The organism is Caballeronia sp. SBC1 (assembly GCF_011493005.1).
Lineage (GTDB): Bacteria > Pseudomonadota > Gammaproteobacteria > Burkholderiales > Burkholderiaceae > Caballeronia.
Genome location: NZ_CP049156.1, coordinates 1,613,160 through 1,628,933, shown reverse-complemented (window position 1 = coordinate 1,628,933; position 15,774 = coordinate 1,613,160). Strand labels below are relative to the sequence as shown.

Here is a 15,774-nt window from a genome sequence, read left to right as displayed (position 1 = left end):
ATCTGAACAAGAGAGAAGCATTCGATGCAGGCCCCTGACCTCTCCCGCACCACGTCCGGCGCGGCGAACCCACGCGGTTCCTCCGTCATCGTGATGCTGGTCGCGGCGACCTTCTTCATGGAGAACCTCGACGGCACGATTATCGCCACGGCGCTGCCGCAGATGGCGCGGTCATTCGGTCTACACCCCGTCGACCTGAGCCTCGGCATTACGTCGTATCTGCTGACCCTTGCCGTATTCATCCCTATAAGCGGCTGGGCCGCCGATCGTTTCGGCCTGCGCACCGTGTTCGGCAGCGCGATTGCCCTGTTCACGGTTGCGTCCGTGCTGTGCGGCATGACGTCGACACTGCCCACGTTCACGGCGGCTCGCGTGCTGCAGGGTATTGGCGGCGCGATGATGGTTCCCGTCGGACGGCTCGCGGTGTTACGCGCCACGCCCAAAGAAGGGCTGATGCGCGCCATTTCGATCATCACCTGGCCGGGTCTCGTCGCGCCCGTGATCGGGCCACCGCTTGGCGGGTTTATCACCACGTATTCGTCGTGGCGCTGGATCTTTTATCTGAATTTGCCGCTCGGGTTGATCGGCCTGGTAGTGGCGCTCCGTTACCTCGATAACACCCGCGAGCACGCCAGCCGCCGCTTCGATTTTCTGGGTTTCGTGCTGTGCGGCCTCGCCTGCACGACCCTGCTCTACGCAATGGAACTCATCGGCCGCAATGACACGCCCTGGGCATTCGCAAGCGGGCTGACCGCGGTCGGTGTTCTTGCGGGCGTGGGCGCGTGGTGGCATGTGCGGCGCGCGGCCGAGCCGGTACTCGATCTCAACGCACTTCGGATTAAAACCTTTAAGGTGGCGATGGGCGGCGGCTCGTTGTTTCGCATCGCCATCAGCGCGGCGCCGTTCCTGCTGCCGCTGATGTTTCAGGTCGGCTTCGGGTTGAACGCGTTCGAATCCGGGCTGCTGACGTTGTCGGTGTTCGCCGGCAATTTGTCGATGAAACTTGTCACCACGCCCGTCATGCGGCGCTTCGGTTTTCGTCCGGTGCTGATCGTGAACGGAATCCTGGCGGCTGCGTCGCTGGCGGTGATGAGTTTGATATCGCCGACGACGCCGACCTGGATCATCGTCGCCGTGTTGTTTGCGAGCGGGCTCTCACGCTCGCTGCAGTTCACGGCGCTGAACACACTCAGTTTCGCCGATGTCCCGAAGGCACAGATGAGCGGCGCGTCGGCGTTGTCGAGCACACTGTTCCAGCTCACGATGGGGATCGGCGTCGCGCTCGGAGCGATCGCCTTGAGGCTGGCCGAATGGATGCATGGTCATGACGCTCAGACGGTCGTGCCCGCGGATTTCAGTGTCGCGTTCTTGATCGTGGGGGCGGTGGGATTGCTGGGGGTGGCGGACCTGTTCAGCCTGCATCGCAATGCGGGTGCGCAAGTGAGTGGGCATGCACGGAAATAAACCAGGGACGGCACTCCGTACGGGACGTTCCCCTGACGCTGCTGGGACGTTCGGCTGGCGCGGCCGCCTTCGCTCGGCCGGCCGATCGGCTTTTTGCCCGTTACGGTAAAATTAAGGATTCCGTGCCCGAAAAGGCATGCCCGAAAAGGCACCTTACGTCCCAAATAGCAGTTTTCCATGTCGACAGCTTTAAAACCGAGCCCACGCCGCGTCAGCGTTGCGCCCATGATGGATAGGAACGATCAAACATCCGAGGCTTTCCAGTAAAGCTAAGACTCGATTTTAGAACTCCCGTAGCACCGCTGTAGCATTTCACCGCCAGCCGGGTTCTAAGCGACGCACCGGCTCTTCCCCTCGCATCTCAAGCGATCAGCTTGACCAGGTCCCACGGTGGGACTATCATGGTCTACATGCGAATCTACTCCAAAAGCACCTACATGGCCTCCTGCGAAGACTACCCCGCAGCCGCGCAGGCTTTGCGGGCATGGTACGCGGAGGCGTCACGCGCAGACTGGCGGACGCCCCAGGACATAAAGAACCGGTTCGCGTCGGCGAGTTTCATCGGCAATGACCGCGTGGTCTTCAACATTAAAGGCAACGAGTATCGGCTGATCGCAGGGATCGAATACGAATACCGCGCGGTCTATATCAAATTCTTCGGCACGCATGCCGAGTACGACAAGGTGGACGCGGCCACCGTTGAACAAAGGAAATGAGCATGGACATCCGACCGATTCACAGCAAGGAAGACTACGATGCGGCGCTCGACACCCTCTCGGCGCTGTTCGACGCTCACCCGGATCGCGGCACGCCGGAAGGCGACCATCTTGAGATCATGATGGCGATCGTTGGCGCATATGAAGACGAGCACTATCCAGTTCCGCCGCCCGACCCCATCGAGGCCATCAAGTTCAGGATGGACCAACAGGGGTTGACCGTCGGCGACATGGTTCCGTACATCGGGCCGAAGCACCGCGTCTATGAGGTTTTGAACGGCACGCGCCAGCTTACCCTTCCGATGATCCGGCGCCTGCATGAGGGCCTTGGAATCCCGGCAGAGTCGCTGATTGGGCGCGAGCAGGAAGAGCGCGAAGAGGCGCACGCGTGAGCACCGTTGCCGACAACGGGGCAGCATTGGAAGCGTGAAGCGCGTGGCAGGATAGGCTGGAAAGGTCGAACCTGAAGCAGGCCGAACGCGCGCAAGCGACCGCCGTGCTGATTCGGCTAATGAAGGCACGGGAACGGGCTCGCGAAGCGCGCGCAAGATGGTCCAAATCTGGACCACATGGATTTTTCACGCTTTTATGAGCGGAGGCGGCATGGACCCATCGAACGGCATCCTTCCCCCTGACGCAATCGGCGCCTAGCTATCCTGTTTCAACGCCGGCGTCTGCGCGCGTTGCGTTCGCGCTGCTGAGCACCTGCTGCCAGTCGCGATAGTCGCTTGACGATCCAACCCGCACACTAAACCATGCGTCAGCAAATCGGCAGTTTTCAGAGTGCGGCGCTCATTCACTCCTTGGAACGTGCAAGCGCTTATCCGCTCTCCTGCGTAACAGCTAGCTCAGAAAAGCGACGAACAGGACTTTTAAACGCTCGACGCTGGCGAAAATAGCGGTTGCTCACCGCTCGCCAAAGAGTCTCGCAACATAGAGATCGCGGTTTTCTGCTTTGGCACCGAGATTAGTTCTGCGGTCAGTGTCTGGTCGATAGCATCAAGGATGATGCTGTTGAGCTTAGATTCGATCTTTCCAGAAGTGCGATCTGCATCGTCGGTCACGGATGCGTAGTTGACTGGACGCTGGATCCAAACTCGCTTCTCCACCACCATCAAACCAGGGCCCAAAATCTCGGCGAAAAGGTACGTCTTCGGCGGGTTGGTGTTTCTGTCGCCGGGAGAGATATCGAGCAAGATACCGTAGTTAACTCGAAGCCATTTTGAGCCGCCACCGAGCGAGTGCCTGGCGAAGACAAGGATTTGCCCACCGTTCATACGGTCGACGACAATCATCCCCTCGTCATCGACCAACAACCCGCCTCGGGTCGCAGGCTTGACACGCGGAAAAACCCTGAAATCAATAGTTGCAACTTTCCTCGCGCCGTTGTCGCCTTCCCCTTTTTCACCGGCATTTTTCCATGCCGCCTTGAAGTGTCCGTGGAAGAATCCGGAAATGAGTTGCATGTTCTTCAGCAAGTTCGAGAATTCGATCGGCCCACTGAAATTGTTCGCGCCTGAAGTCCTGTCACACACGAATCGCTTCAGGTATCGAGTCAACGCGTGACCATCAATTTTCTGCATTGCGTTGCCTTCCTCTTCGAGATAACTAACCAGCATATCAACAAGATCGGACTGAGAGCGCTCCGAATATCTACGCAAGTGATGGGTCAGTGCGTCCCAACGCCGGACTTCGATACCGTCGGCCCGATAAAGCTCACGTGTAAGCAATAGAACATGCCGCTTGCTGCTGTCGGCTTCACGCCAAGTTTTGTAGTCGGCGAGTTGGGCAGGCTTCAAGTTAGTCTCGGGCAATGGCTTGTCGTGATATTTGATCTCAACGAGAATGACAGGCTCGTCTTCATCCTCAATGAAAATTGCAAGGTCAGCGCGACGCCATCCTCGCTGGCCCACGAAAGAATATTCGGCTTGAAAACGCGCGTTGCGCAGTGTCCTGCGGGGAATGCCGAACACATCGCTTACGAACGACGTGACCGCCTCCGGCCGACGAGTCCCGACTTCCTGGAGGATCAGTCCAAGGTGCCGGCCGTAAAAATCCCCTTTGAACCAATTCTGAATTGCCCCGAAAAAACTGGCCATTTGTGCCTCACCGTGACCTATACCGCTTTTACTAGTTAGCGAATCTTTTCCAGACGATAGCTTAACCGCGCATCCAAACCCGCATTATTGGCTAGCTGGCGTCATAAATCCGGATCATTCGCCTGAAAACGGGTCCGGTCGCTCCGGGACAGAGGCCGGCGCCCGTTTCGGAATGGGAGCAGCCTCTGCGGTCATCTCTAGACGCGCCGCCAAACCTCCGCGCCTGACACTTCTCACGGTTCTGGGAAAGCCGTTTTATTGCCACGCGGGCAATGGCCATCTTGCCGGCATCCAGTGAAAACTAGGATCTAAAGGCTTTGAATAGCTATGATCCGCGGCAACTTCGACCGATACTGTGGCCGCGATTTTCGCAAGAACTTTGGCAATTTCGACTTTTCCCGTTACATCGCCTACCACAACGTGATAAACCGGAGTTTCGCAATTAGCTACGAGTCGGACATCAACTACGATCAACAATCTGTTCGAGAATTTTATGCAATTTGTATTGAGCGTATAACCAATTCCCGGCTGAGGGGGGGTGGAAGATCCCAACGCCCTCCTACAATATATGAATAGTTCCTACCTTCTTCCAAGATGTACGGGAGGCAGATCGCATTGAAGTCTGCCGGATCGAGCGAACAAAGCACCTGACCATATGCAATTTTTATAAGAAGGCGAGCAAAGCTATCCGGCACATGTTTAAATCGCGCAATCGGATCAACGCCGTACTCTAACTTGAACTGATTGAGCTTGGCTTTATCTGCGATTGAAATAAGTTCCCATCTCCCCGCCTGATTTACGCTCGACGGCAAGCCAACCAAGATTCCGGCAGGCTGCATTTTATAGAAGATCATCGCGGCCGGATAATCTGAGAACGGAACCTTTATCGGATAATGAGGCGCGAATTTATTTGGATGAGAAAAATATTTCGGACGTTTGTTTTTTCTCCTCGATGGCGCACCGAAACTTACTCGCGCATCACCCCACAAATCCCTTCCAACATCAAGTTCAAATTTCGACGTAATCCTCGCACAACGGTCGCAGCTCGCCTCATCTATCACGTGCTGCCCGCCAATAAAGTACGGGAGAATATGTTCATCAGTTAGTTTGCAACCGGTTTTTCCGCAGTAAATGCAAGCGCCTTTCGGTGGAACGCGTGTATGCCCGTGTGTCATATTATTCCTTAGGCCCTTGTTACAGATGGGACTTCATTCGCCTACATTTCTTACCGTTTTCGGGAGCTTGCATGCCTCGCTCCAGACTGCCCGATTTTTCGTCGCCGTCAACACACGAACTGCACGCACGACGGCGCGACTGAGTGCTCGTCGCTAGTCCAGATCACGGCATCAAGCGACTGGTATCCGAAGTCGTTCGGCTAAGGGCGCTCGCTCGCGACCTGGATACCAACCACGGTTCTGCTCACAAAGCTTGACGCACCGAGACAAAGTCAAATTTCGTCGCGCTCGAAAAAAGACGGACTCTGTTCGTGGACGAGCGTTTCAGGAAGGGAGGTCTGATATCAGAACCGCCGCCAGCGCCACCAGACGCCGGAAAGCGATGCCTGTAGTCGATCCACTGCAGACACGTATGGCGTCTATGTAGATTCGCTAAATGGACTACAGTAAGTCCCGCTCCACTTCTCCTCTCCTGCCGGGCCGAACCAAAAAATATTATGCGAGAACCGCGTAAAACGCTCCTGTCCGAAAACGTCCAAATACGACACCTTGCCCCAAATATGGATTCGCTTATTCCTTCCGGCTTTTATCTCCTGAGCCTCGCCATCATCCACGAAGTCAGGCAGCCTCGCATTTAACACAACTGTTTGATGCGGCCCCAGCGCAAAACTAGTCACCACCGAATCCTCGCCATCTGAAAAATCAAAATTATCGGGGAGAGGAAAATCATACACTCCAGCCTTTGCCCAATAACGTATGCTGTGCGCTGGCGTATGCCCACTATTTGTCAAAATCGGATTTATTCCAAAATAAAGCCCCTTGTCTCTTTCTTGGAAAACACCGCCATTCATGACAACCGACAAATAAGCGCGCATCTGCTTTGTCGTAACTTCTTTTAATGTTGCGACACTGTCGGTACTGGCGCGTGCGCTCACCCCAGCCGCCAATGCAACAGCCTCCATTGCCGTCGCCGCCCTCGTCGCTTCAGCGATAGACCTTTGCATTTCTTCTGATTGTCTTTCGCTGGTTTCCTTCGCGTCTCGGCCAAGTCGTACCGTTGCTTTCCATAACAGCCCAGTCCAGACAGCCAACGCCAAAGTAACCACGGCAAGCGCCACCGTCGAATATGCAACGAGTTTATCGTTCGACTCTTTAGCTGCTTCCTTGTGATCGCCATCGGCTAATCTTCGCTCATCCTCTGGCGATCTAACGATACTGACTGAAATAGGCTGCTGAAAAGGCGGTTTATCCACTTCATGGCGGCCATCGCCCTTAGCTGTACTAGCGGCACCATGCGCCTGCTCTACCGCCGCACCTGCCGCACCGGATAGACAACTGATAGCGCAAACCAGAATAGTTGCCGCTCTCATCATTTTCATTTAGGTCTTTCTCATGGGACTTTTAACGGGAGCCACCGGCAAGCGCCTCCACGACCGGGCATAGATTAGCTCAGTTTTACCCCGCCCTTTTGTTGTATGGTGTATCCAACACGGCTAGGCCGGTCGAATCGAGGACTCAGGCGATGCACTCTGCAATCGAAGCATTCGAGCGGCGCACAACGTGGCGCCTGTACGCCGTCGGCATAGCCATCGTCCTTGCGGAAGCGCTGCTTCGGCGTTTCTGGACCTGAGCGGGGCACAAGCCATTGACTTGTTGCGTCATTTTTAAGCTGGGGATCGATGTCGATCAAACGGAAGTAGCCTAAGCAGGCAGTTAAGGACGTTCTCCGGCTCCTCAACCACCACGGGGACAGCCGCAGCGATGCAGGCAGCGTGCAACGTGCCATAGGCCTGATGCGAAGTCGGCGGCGTAATGGTTACGCTGGCAGCGCTGTGCGAGGAGGCGGGTAATTGCGGATCGGCTCTGGAATTGAATGAAATCAATGACTTGCAAGCAGTCCGGGAAGCCGGACGCTCACCGACGCCGAGATCCGCGATCTAAAGAACACATTCCCGAAGCAGCGCGCCAGGCGTGCCGAGAAGCCAAGCAAGCAACCGCACGACCACGGACGACCGGCACGCGAAAAGCTCGTACTTCGACAGTTGCGCCGCGCATCGTGCCCGGCAACTTCGAATCAAAGAAGTAAGTCGTTGATCAAGTTGCGCGTCAAACTCGGGACAGTGCCATGGAACGGCTCTAGGCATTTAAACAATAAAAGTGCGTTCACAAGGGAGCAGCGATGGAAGCAACCGAAAAAGTGGTGCCGCGACGCCCGTCCACCGCCAGCCCGGAATTGATTGAGGCGCTCGTCAGGCAGTTCGCTTCGCGCGTCCTGTTCCTGCGCGCCGCGTGGCACCGTGGCGATGATGGTGCACAGAATCCACTACAGGCCATTCAGCGCGAGGCACGGGCCGCCAGTGCAGCCATTGCACTCACGCCGCACGGCCGGGCGCTCTGCATGTACCTGCTTCCGGACGAGACCAAAGCCTTCGGCGACCCGGGCGCGGGCTTGTTCATGTGGGTCGCGTCGCAGACCGTGCAGATGATGCAGGCTATTGAGGACGGTGAGCCAGAGGACGCGATCAAACCGAAGATTGATGCCATGCTCACTGATATCGTGGCCCGGCTCAACGGGCAAAAGTACTAAGGGCCCCGGCCACACAAAATAAGAGGGCCACCCGAAGGCGCCCCGAATTTTGGATGATCTTGCGACAGCACCCGGAAGCTATTCGGGCACTGGCTTTATGGTTGCGTCACGAGTCCGCAGCGTGTCGAATGTCGCTGAACGACCCAAAGCGGTCTCTGCTCTTTCCCCGAAGCGGTCATTCGGTGCTGAAATCAATCGAGCGTTGCAACGGCCGCCTTGCCGCCCAGCCATTGCCCAGTATCGCGAACTCAGATCGAGTCAATACCGGTCATCTGCTTCATGGGCGAAGCGTGCTCCAGCGCGTCTTGTGCACGCCACGCTGCGCGATTGACTTTAACAGCGATCAACTAACAAGTCCTTGCACGCCTCCGTCAGCACGGGCAATAGCGCAAATGAAACTGCGCATAGCTGCTTTTAACGACGCAGAACTACCGATGCCCCCTGACCAGATTGATGCTCACGCCTGCATGCTCAGCCTTGACCGCGCATTCATGAAGCGACGCATGCCACAGTTCGCATAACGCGTTACCGCGACGCCGCCCCGGCGGGTCGATTATGGCATGTGCCGAGGGCACCCATCCTTCACTGACAAAGCGGACGCAAACCTTGTAACCGTCGCGAATTGATCCTACGCTGGACCAATACAGATAAGACGTAGGCTTTCAATCACTCATCCAGGTAGGGAGGCGCAACAATGTCTTCAACTGACGAACCGCAGCGCTCCGATGAACCCGACGATGGTCAAGACTACCTTTTTAAGAACCGGACAAACCATGACGTTCGATTCGTGTTTCAGTATTACGATGTCAATGATGAACCAGTAGGCAATCCTATTGCGCAGCCTGTCGCAGGAACAGGCACGTATCCTCCGTATGGGCACCCGATTCATTACGGCCTCAACGTTCGCGCGCGTGTTCGCGTAATTTCAGGTAAAGCAAGCTGGAACGTTGCAGACACGGTCTTTGGCGAAAGCGCGCCATCAGGGACCTACTACGCAGATGATCTCCCGCAAAGCCAGCGGTCCTCTAAAAATGAGACTTACACGATCTATTTGGACGGGGACAATCGCTTAACGGGCGAGACGTTTCTTGTTCAAGTCAACGATTTAGTGTCTGGATCCTCTGCTGGGACATTCTCGGTAGTCGGTAGCGGGGATCCGGTTCCGGTATATATAGCCGTTAACGACTCAGGTTATGGCGAAATCGAATACCGGAACATTACTATCGACCCCCAAAAATGGTGGCCCGGTGAATTGCTGAGCAATGGCCAAAACATCCACATTTAGATCACCAATACTTGAAACGTACTAGAATTAATTTGCCATATCGAACTTATCATAGACAGTGTCAAAATTCGAAGGTAATAACCAGCGGAGAAATAACATGCCGAATGACCTGCACCGATACGAGATCAAGCCGATCGCGGTACACCAAGGGGATGCGGTGGCCCCAAATTTTTGGTGGTGGGATCTTTACCTTGTTGCGCACCTGTTCTCGCAGGGAAAAGAGCCAGCGCGGCGATATGTCTTTAGAATTCATACCGGCTATCAGGATGTGGAGGGCTTTTTTTTCGGTGGTGTGCCCTGCTTTCTGAATACCGTCCTTCAAAGCGTCATAGCCGAGAAAGGCTCCGTGCTTATTTCATTATCGCAACCAATCGAGTTTTTTGACGAGGCCCATGGCAACGACCATGCATTCACCGTGGACATAGAATATATTTTCGAAATTGATATCCCGAATTCGCTAGATCCAAAGAATGTTTTCAGTTATCGGCGCTACACTCCAAAAACCAGTTTTCGAGCAATAGCCGGCGAGCATTCTGCGCCTATCGAACAGCTATATTCCAAAGATCCGCAACCTATTGATCTGAAGCGGCAAAAGTCGACAGCTGTCGCTAACCGATACGAAGTCTTCCCGATCGCGGCACATGAATATCATGTGCTAGCCACCATTTGGTTAGTTTTCGTCGGGAAAATTAAGAACCATCGGCCGGAGTGTCGTTACGTCTTCTCAACAAAGACTGATCTGTCAAAGCCAGAGAGGTTTCAGGGAGTTCCTGGCGTATTAAGTACTTTTCTTCAGGGGATTGCAGGAGAAAAGCAATCGATTTACGTCACACTATCGGATTCGATCGAGAACCTCGACAAACTGGTCGGTGAGGACCCTAACAACAATTCCTTCAAGTACACTCCAAGGTGGATTGACGGAATAAACGAGATTGAGATTCTAAATTCGCGCATCCGCGGCAACGACTTTATTTATCGGCCCTATCATATTTGAGTGTTCACGCTGCTTTTGCGGGAATCCGCATGTGAAGGGGTCCGAAAGAGCCAGACTGATTTGCTCCCCGTTGGCCGCCTGCATACGTTAGAACCGTCCATGTAATCTTGGCCTCATCGTCCAATCGACAGAGAATGTCGACGATCCACGAGACTATGTCGACCGGCTGCTTCTGCCCGGTCCCTGCCTTTCGACTACGCCAATGTTCGTCCTGGCGTCGATAGCCAAATGCCTGTCAGCCTGAGAGTACTTCAGTCGGACGCCAGGTCAACGTGACAAATGCGTCAGACGAGAGCCGTTCCGGCATTGGCTGACGGGTCCCGTGACCCCTAGACTAAACTTAAGGGCGCCACAGGGTAGACAGCAACAACGATGCCGAGCGCTTGCCCGCTTGCCCTTGTGGTCCCCGCGTTACTGACCTCCCGGTTGAATCATTTCCGAGTAATACGGCGAGACCCCACTCTTATTCGCCGTGATCCGGTCAATGAAATTAGTACCGCGATCAAATGAAACCTCAGTAAAGTATGAGCCGAACGGCTCATATACGTGGGTCACCGAATGCGCGTAATGAAGCGACTGAATCTGGTTGCCGTAGTTGACCTGTACGTAAGTCCCGGCGCGAATCTTTTCGTGGCCCATGAGCCGCATGTCGCCGCTTTCGAATACGACATTATCTTGATTCAGGGCGATCAGCAGATTGCGGCGGTTGTCGATCCATGAGAGGAAGCTGTCTTTATTCGCATAGCGTTGCGCGCCGGCAGCGGTCCCGTTCCCGCTGTCGGTCTCGGTCGGGGCGCCCTGCTGCGTATGAACTTCCATCTTGCGAAGGCCGTAGAGCAACGGATTGACGTTCTGATACCCGGTCAGGTAGAACGGAACTGCGCCCTGCTGCGCGGCGTAAGTCGCGTACTCCATTGTCAGGGGGCCGTAGTTCATATTGAAGCGCGGCGCATCCACCCAGTAAAGGTTCGCCACGTTCGCGTCCGAGCGATCGCTAGTGAGGGAGATGATTGACGACAAATCGATCTGCACGACATTCGCCCACGGCGCCAGGCTGCTCGCCGGGTCCACGCCAGTCGTCACGGAATTCTGAATCGGCTGCAGGGGCATGCGAGTGGCCGCCCCAAGCGCCGGTATGGGGCGATAGACAGCATACGGACCAGCGGGACCCCATGTGCCCGCGTCGCGGTCCTCAATAAAGAACTCGTTGAACGGCCCGACGTCGAGATATTCCTGCAGGAGTTCCTGCACATTGCCGCCGTTGAACGCGCCAAGTTGCACCGACATGAGCGCATCGGGAACCTGAATATCGCTCGCGATCTCGGCCAACGCCGCGCCCGATGTCGCACCCGCCACCTGCATGCCAGATATATACTTGTTGACGATCTGACCGAAAACAGTCAGCAGGAATTCTGTAGATTTCAGGACATTGAAGGCTGGCCCGTACTTCGAGAACATCGGGAAACTCGAAATGAGGTTCGCGGCCTCTGGCGTAGACGGCATGTTGAAAATCTGAATGATCTGCAAAATCTTGTGATAGTCGTGGCCCATAACATGAACTGTACGGCGCGGTTTTCCGTCCGCGCTCATGGTCTGGCTGCGACTAACTTTCGACACGAAGCCGCGCATCATGATTGGAAGCTTTTGTCCTTGCGCGCCGGCGTACTTATAGGCATCCGAAGCGAAGCGAATCTCAATCATGTCGTTTGGCTCAAAAAGCGCAGACAGGGTATCCGTCAAGCCATTTGTCACCTGATCGACAAAGTCAATCGAAAACGCGCCCGCCGAGTCACGCACCGATTTCTGGACGTGTACGACAGAGCCCTCACCGAGCCACGGCGTAACGTCAACAATGTTTGCCGTTGAATCGGACTGACCCAGCGGGGCCGACAAGGTTGATGGCGCAATTGAGTTTGTCGAGAAGCCCATCGGCGCACCGCTTCCCGTGCCGCTTGACACGTTGCCAGCAGCACTCGTACGCGTCACCACCTTGTGCAGAAGAATCTTGATATTGGGCTTACGGATTTTTACTTGCATGCTTGTCCATGAGGTTAAATGATTTGCGGGGCATCGATTGCACCCTTTAGGGCGCTTAGGCATATGGTGGCTTCAGAAAAGCCCCGCGCGTGGCGGGCCTTCGATTGCCTATGAGACGTTGCCGGCGGATACCTGAGAATGGGTCACGATGTTCTTCAGCAGCGAACTCGCTTGGTAGAACTTGAAGCACGACGTTGCGCCAAATTTGCTGGGATGCATGATGTTCTGGCATGCCATGCGGCGCTGCACGGCCTCGCACAGCTTCGCGTCGAGTACGCGGATAACGTCGTCAAGCTCTTTGGCCTGAATCTCGGTCTCCTCTGTGCGCGCGGCCGACTCAGTCGAGTGCGCGGCCGAAGTAGCGGCGGACGCCGCAGCAGAGCGCTCGTTGAGCACCGCCTGCGAGCCAGTCAGCATGCTCTTAATGTCGGCTTGGTCGTCAAGAGCAAGGCGCAACTGCATCGCCCACTTGCCATCCGGATCGCCATTTGCCTTTGTTTCGCGGACGGCCTCTTCTGACTTGGCGCGACTTTCTGCCATGCGAACGAGAAGCGCAGAATTCGCCTGCGTTACTTGTTCGAGGGCCGTGGCGGCATCGACTTGAGCGGCGCGGGCACGGGCCAGCTTTTCGAGAATGTGAGTCATGGTAAGCAATCCTTTATGTCAGGTATCGGTTAGATGGAGATGGAGCGGGTAACTGGCACAAGCCCAGTATGGATGGCAGCAAAACGCGCTTGGCGGGCCGCCCCAAGCTCATGCGTCGCCTCACGGATGCGGGCCTCACGCTCAGCCTCTGCGGATGCCGTAGCGACGCGTTTGGCGGCCTCGGTAGCAGCTTGCGCATCAATTGCGCGCTGCTGTTCTGCCTCCAACTCGCGCAGGTATGCACGAAGTTGGTCGGTGCGGTCACCGGCGACAAGAGCCTTTTGCAGGGCGCTCCGTGCGGCTTCGATCTTCGTCTTCAGTTCGGACACGTCTGTCTCCGTAGTGTTGGCGGTTTTCTTCGCGGTCTGTTTCGTTGCGGTCATCACGTCATCCTTTCTTAGATGCCAGCCACGCGAGCACTTCGACGCGGCTGTATTTCAGGGTCCGCGCATTGAGCTTGAAAGCGCGGGGGAATGTCTTGTCGCCAGCAGCGATGCGGGCGGCGGCTTGCTTCGAAATAGACAGGAAAGCGGCCACGTCTGCGATTGAGATAAGGTCCGCGCCCTGCCCCGTTGTCTGGTCACTCACATTCAGTACCTCACGGTTGGTTTCAAGTTGCGTCGTTTGATTGCATGTTCGTATCACGACTTTTTCGCGTCACCTGAGTCGATAACTTTTTGGTCTGCGGCTAAGTTGCTATCAGTTTTGCGTCGTGATTTCAGGATGGTTTCATCCCACTACTCGCGCATAGGAGCGCTACGATGAAACCCGATAAACCGAAAACGGAACTGGTTGTGCTTGGCGCGCAGATCACCACGAACGACGCCAATCTTTACCGCCTGAAAGACCTTCATAAGATTGCGGTCGAGCGCGGGTTCGCTACCAAGCACGATGATCCGTACTCATTCTTGCGGCAGAAGGAAACGAAGCGTCTCATCGCATCAATCGAATCAAAGGTCACCGTGAATTCACGGTCACCTGTCGTGCAGTCAGTGACGACCGGGCCGAATAGCATGCGCGGCGCTTACGGACATCGCTACGTGCTTCTCGCGTACGCGGCAAGCCTGCACGGCGACGTGTACCTGGATGCGATGGTTGCTCTTGATTTCGCGTATTCGCAGAACTCAGACGAACAGCTATCGGCGAGCCAGAAGGCTTTGCGCGCAGAAAAGCGCTTGAATGACGAGGTATCTGACGTGAGCCGCTGCGCCAGCAAACTCGCGAGGAGCAAAACCACCGTGCCGCCGTTGCGGTCTGCAGTCATCGAGGCGGTGGCGGGTCTTCAGGCGTGCTTCCCGGGATTTGACCCAGCGCCGATGTTTGAGGCGGCCAAGTCGAAGCCGAAGCCGAAGCCGAAGCGCGTACGCAAGTGGCCAGCTCAAAACTGAGGCGGCTTCACGCAATTGAGTCATGCGGCGCAACTTTCCGCCGCATGGCGCAACCGGACTCCGCGGCACCCGACGTGATCGCACGATTCCACTAGACGAACGTCGTCAAAACCATCGCGGGACGCCGCTAAGGAACCAAAATGTACGAATCATATTTCGATGGGAGCAAGGCACACGCTGCGTTGCTCGGTAACCTCGGGGTGCGCACCCACTCGATCATGGGTAAGAGCCAAGCTCATGCATCCGCGCTGCACGCACACCTTACCGGCAACGGACAGCACTCTACGCATTCGGTCGTGCCCAGCAATCCGCAGAAGGCAATCGCTTCGAGCACGAAGGACGAGACATTGATCGGCGTCGATCACCGCCGCGACCCGGATGCAGAAGCTGAACGTGCGGGCATGAAGCGCAAGGCCGTCCTGGAAGCGAACAGCGTGCCGCGCACCATTGGAAAGAATGCCGGCGCATTCGACAAGCTGCTCGCCGGCCTTCGTCAGTACGTGCGCGAGAACGGCGGCGCAGAGCAGATGGCAAAGGCAGTGTCGACGGAGGACAGCCTCAACCAAGCGGAACTCATGCGCCAACTCAAAGCGGGCCGGAAGGCCGCGCCGAAGGGCTCTATGCTGAAGTCCCTCACACCCGCGTTTGACAAGGTCGCAAAGGATCTCGGCGTGGCGAATCCGCTGCGCAAGTCGCTCACGGCCGGGTATGGCACTTCGATGCCCGATCTTAGCGGCGGTTCTGCCTTACGTGAACAGTCGATTTCCGCGAAGAAAAAGCCGAAGCCGTTGTCGCCTGAAGACCTGCTCAAAGCGGCAAGCACGCTCATGCACCATGGTCGCCTTGACCCGCAGACCGCGCAAAAAATTCAGACCTGCGTCCACCTCACCAACACCCTGACACCCGATCTCATGAAGGCGCTCCAGGAGGCTTGCCGTGGCTAAGCGCTCAGTCTTGATATCGAGGATCGCGCCTCTCCAGGACACGGCGCGTTTCCGGGCGATCGCATCGGCAGCAGTGGCATCAGGGAAGCTCAGCGCCGCCGATGCACTGGCGGCCGATGCCGCGCTTAGTCAGGTGCGCGACAACCGGATCAACACCGTAGACGCAGGGCTCTGCATGCGCCTGCGCGACGCGGCTGGCGCTAAGTAATCCTCACGCAATGCGTTAGCAACGAGCCCGGCGACCCCGGGCTTTTTCGTGCCCGATCGGGCCAACTTTTCCCTATATTCAACATGGCAAAATGACCACTTTGAGGGAAAAAGTAGTGACGTGAGCCTCTATCTATCGGAACTAGACGGATAGGCGGAAACATGGGATTCGGGGCAAATCAGAATGGAGTAACCCGCAGCACAATCCTGCCCGTCTTCACGCAGGACCTTGC

Annotated in this window: 16 protein-coding genes; 9 read left to right on the top strand and 7 right to left on the bottom strand. The window is 56.1% G+C overall.

The features are described from left to right. The first annotated feature begins 24 nt into the window (after window positions 1-24). The 3 genes from SBC1_RS07205 (at window position 25) to SBC1_RS07195 (ending at window position 2,572) form a co-directional block, all read left to right on the top strand. Complete coding sequence (locus SBC1_RS07205; protein ID WP_165089576.1) at window positions 25-1,464, top strand: DHA2 family efflux MFS transporter permease subunit; 1,440 nt, start codon at window positions 25-27, stop codon at window positions 1,462-1,464. 401 nt (window positions 1,465-1,865) lie between these two features. Next, window positions 1,866-2,180: a type II toxin-antitoxin system HigB family toxin gene (locus SBC1_RS07200; RefSeq protein WP_370469592.1), complete on the top strand. Its 315-nt coding sequence runs from the start codon at window positions 1,866-1,868 to the stop codon at window positions 2,178-2,180. After that, the gene (locus SBC1_RS07195) at window positions 2,177-2,572 is read left to right on the top strand and encodes a type II toxin-antitoxin system HigA family antitoxin (protein ID WP_370469591.1); all 396 of its coding nucleotides are present in this window, start codon (window positions 2,177-2,179) and stop codon (window positions 2,570-2,572) included. Before SBC1_RS07200 ends, SBC1_RS07195 begins: the two co-directional genes overlap by 4 nt. 480 nt (window positions 2,573-3,052) lie before the next feature. Here the strand turns inward: SBC1_RS07195 and SBC1_RS07190 are convergent, their stop codons facing one another. From SBC1_RS07190 to SBC1_RS07180, 3 genes are all read right to left on the bottom strand, one after another. Beyond that, window positions 3,053-4,279 (bottom strand): hypothetical protein, encoded by a 1,227-nt coding sequence (locus SBC1_RS07190; RefSeq protein ID WP_165089549.1) that lies wholly within the window; start codon window positions 4,277-4,279, stop codon window positions 3,053-3,055. A gap of 491 nt (window positions 4,280-4,770) precedes the next feature. Next, entirely contained in the window at window positions 4,771-5,454 is a 684-nt protein-coding gene (locus SBC1_RS07185; RefSeq protein WP_165089541.1) for an HNH endonuclease, read from the bottom strand. 419 nt (window positions 5,455-5,873) lie between these two features. Then, on the bottom strand, window positions 5,874-6,833 hold the full coding sequence (locus SBC1_RS07180) for a hypothetical protein (protein ID WP_165089538.1): 960 nt from the start codon (window positions 6,831-6,833) through the stop codon (window positions 5,874-5,876). A gap of 800 nt (window positions 6,834-7,633) precedes the next feature. On the opposite strand from SBC1_RS07180, the gene SBC1_RS07175 reads away from it, so the two are divergent. The 3 genes from SBC1_RS07175 to SBC1_RS07165 all read left to right on the top strand — a co-directional run bounded on the left by SBC1_RS07175 (window position 7,634) and on the right by SBC1_RS07165 (window position 10,320). After that, window positions 7,634-8,041 (top strand): hypothetical protein, encoded by a 408-nt coding sequence (locus tag SBC1_RS07175; protein WP_165089535.1) that lies wholly within the window; start codon window positions 7,634-7,636, stop codon window positions 8,039-8,041. A 694-nt stretch (window positions 8,042-8,735) separates the two neighbouring features. Then, the gene (locus SBC1_RS07170; protein ID WP_165089532.1) at window positions 8,736-9,326 is read left to right on the top strand and encodes a hypothetical protein; all 591 of its coding nucleotides are present in this window, start codon (window positions 8,736-8,738) and stop codon (window positions 9,324-9,326) included. 97 nt (window positions 9,327-9,423) lie between these two features. Beyond that, window positions 9,424-10,320, top strand: coding sequence for a hypothetical protein (locus tag SBC1_RS07165; RefSeq protein WP_165089528.1), 897 nt, complete (start codon window positions 9,424-9,426; stop codon window positions 10,318-10,320). 411 nt (window positions 10,321-10,731) lie between these two features. On the opposite strand, the gene SBC1_RS07160 is transcribed toward SBC1_RS07165, so the two are convergent. The 4 genes from SBC1_RS07160 to SBC1_RS07145 all read right to left on the bottom strand — a co-directional run bounded on the left by SBC1_RS07160 (window position 10,732) and on the right by SBC1_RS07145 (window position 13,590). Then, complete coding sequence (locus SBC1_RS07160) at window positions 10,732-12,357, bottom strand: hypothetical protein (RefSeq protein WP_165089524.1); 1,626 nt, start codon at window positions 12,355-12,357, stop codon at window positions 10,732-10,734. 108 nt (window positions 12,358-12,465) lie between these two features. Then, window positions 12,466-13,002 (bottom strand): hypothetical protein, encoded by a 537-nt coding sequence (locus SBC1_RS07155; protein WP_165987496.1) that lies wholly within the window; start codon window positions 13,000-13,002, stop codon window positions 12,466-12,468. A 29-nt stretch (window positions 13,003-13,031) separates the two neighbouring features. Further along, entirely contained in the window at window positions 13,032-13,385 is a 354-nt protein-coding gene (locus SBC1_RS07150) for a hypothetical protein (RefSeq protein WP_165089515.1), read from the bottom strand. 4 nt (window positions 13,386-13,389) lie between these two features. Further along, entirely contained in the window at window positions 13,390-13,590 is a 201-nt protein-coding gene (locus tag SBC1_RS07145) for an AlpA family transcriptional regulator (protein ID WP_165089510.1), read from the bottom strand. Window positions 13,591-13,763: 173 nt separating this feature from the next. Here SBC1_RS07145 and SBC1_RS07140 point away from each other — a divergent pair, with 173 nt between their 5' ends. From SBC1_RS07140 to SBC1_RS07130, 3 genes are all read left to right on the top strand, one after another. Beyond that, a complete protein-coding gene (locus tag SBC1_RS07140) occupies window positions 13,764-14,390 on the top strand; it encodes a KilA-N domain-containing protein (RefSeq protein ID WP_165089506.1) in 627 nt (208 codons plus the stop codon). Window positions 14,391-14,737: 347 nt separating this feature from the next. Then, the gene (locus SBC1_RS07135; protein ID WP_165089502.1) at window positions 14,738-15,334 is read left to right on the top strand and encodes a hypothetical protein; all 597 of its coding nucleotides are present in this window, start codon (window positions 14,738-14,740) and stop codon (window positions 15,332-15,334) included. Then, window positions 15,327-15,542 (top strand): hypothetical protein, encoded by a 216-nt coding sequence (locus SBC1_RS07130; protein WP_165089499.1) that lies wholly within the window; start codon window positions 15,327-15,329, stop codon window positions 15,540-15,542. Before SBC1_RS07135 ends, SBC1_RS07130 begins: the two co-directional genes overlap by 8 nt. Window positions 15,543-15,774: the final 232 nt, after the last annotated feature.

Excerpts from the sequence above, each read along its gene's own strand:
- SBC1_RS07140 (WP_165089506.1), top strand. The coding sequence starts at position 13,764 with ATGAAACCCGATAAACCGAAAACGGAACTGGTTGTGCTTGGCGCGCAG.
- SBC1_RS07165 (WP_165089528.1), top strand. The coding sequence starts at position 9,424 with ATGCCGAATGACCTGCACCGATACGAGATCAAGCCGATCGCGGTACAC.
- SBC1_RS07195 (WP_370469591.1), top strand. The coding sequence starts at position 2,177 with ATGAGCATGGACATCCGACCGATTCACAGCAAGGAAGACTACGATGCG.
- SBC1_RS07175 (WP_165089535.1), top strand. The coding sequence starts at position 7,634 with ATGGAAGCAACCGAAAAAGTGGTGCCGCGACGCCCGTCCACCGCCAGC.
- SBC1_RS07190 (WP_165089549.1), bottom strand. The coding sequence starts at position 4,279 with ATGGCCAGTTTTTTCGGGGCAATTCAGAATTGGTTCAAAGGGGATTTT.
- SBC1_RS07180 (WP_165089538.1), bottom strand. The coding sequence starts at position 6,833 with ATGAAAATGATGAGAGCGGCAACTATTCTGGTTTGCGCTATCAGTTGT.
- SBC1_RS07150 (WP_165089515.1), bottom strand. The coding sequence starts at position 13,385 with ATGACCGCAACGAAACAGACCGCGAAGAAAACCGCCAACACTACGGAG.
- SBC1_RS07170 (WP_165089532.1), top strand. The coding sequence starts at position 8,736 with ATGTCTTCAACTGACGAACCGCAGCGCTCCGATGAACCCGACGATGGT.
- SBC1_RS07200 (WP_370469592.1), top strand. The coding sequence starts at position 1,866 with ATGGTCTACATGCGAATCTACTCCAAAAGCACCTACATGGCCTCCTGC.
- SBC1_RS07155 (WP_165987496.1), bottom strand. The coding sequence starts at position 13,002 with ATGACTCACATTCTCGAAAAGCTGGCCCGTGCCCGCGCCGCTCAAGTC.
- SBC1_RS07160 (WP_165089524.1), bottom strand. The coding sequence starts at position 12,357 with ATGCAAGTAAAAATCCGTAAGCCCAATATCAAGATTCTTCTGCACAAG.
- SBC1_RS07185 (WP_165089541.1), bottom strand. The coding sequence starts at position 5,454 with ATGACACACGGGCATACACGCGTTCCACCGAAAGGCGCTTGCATTTAC.
- SBC1_RS07205 (WP_165089576.1), top strand. The coding sequence starts at position 25 with ATGCAGGCCCCTGACCTCTCCCGCACCACGTCCGGCGCGGCGAACCCA.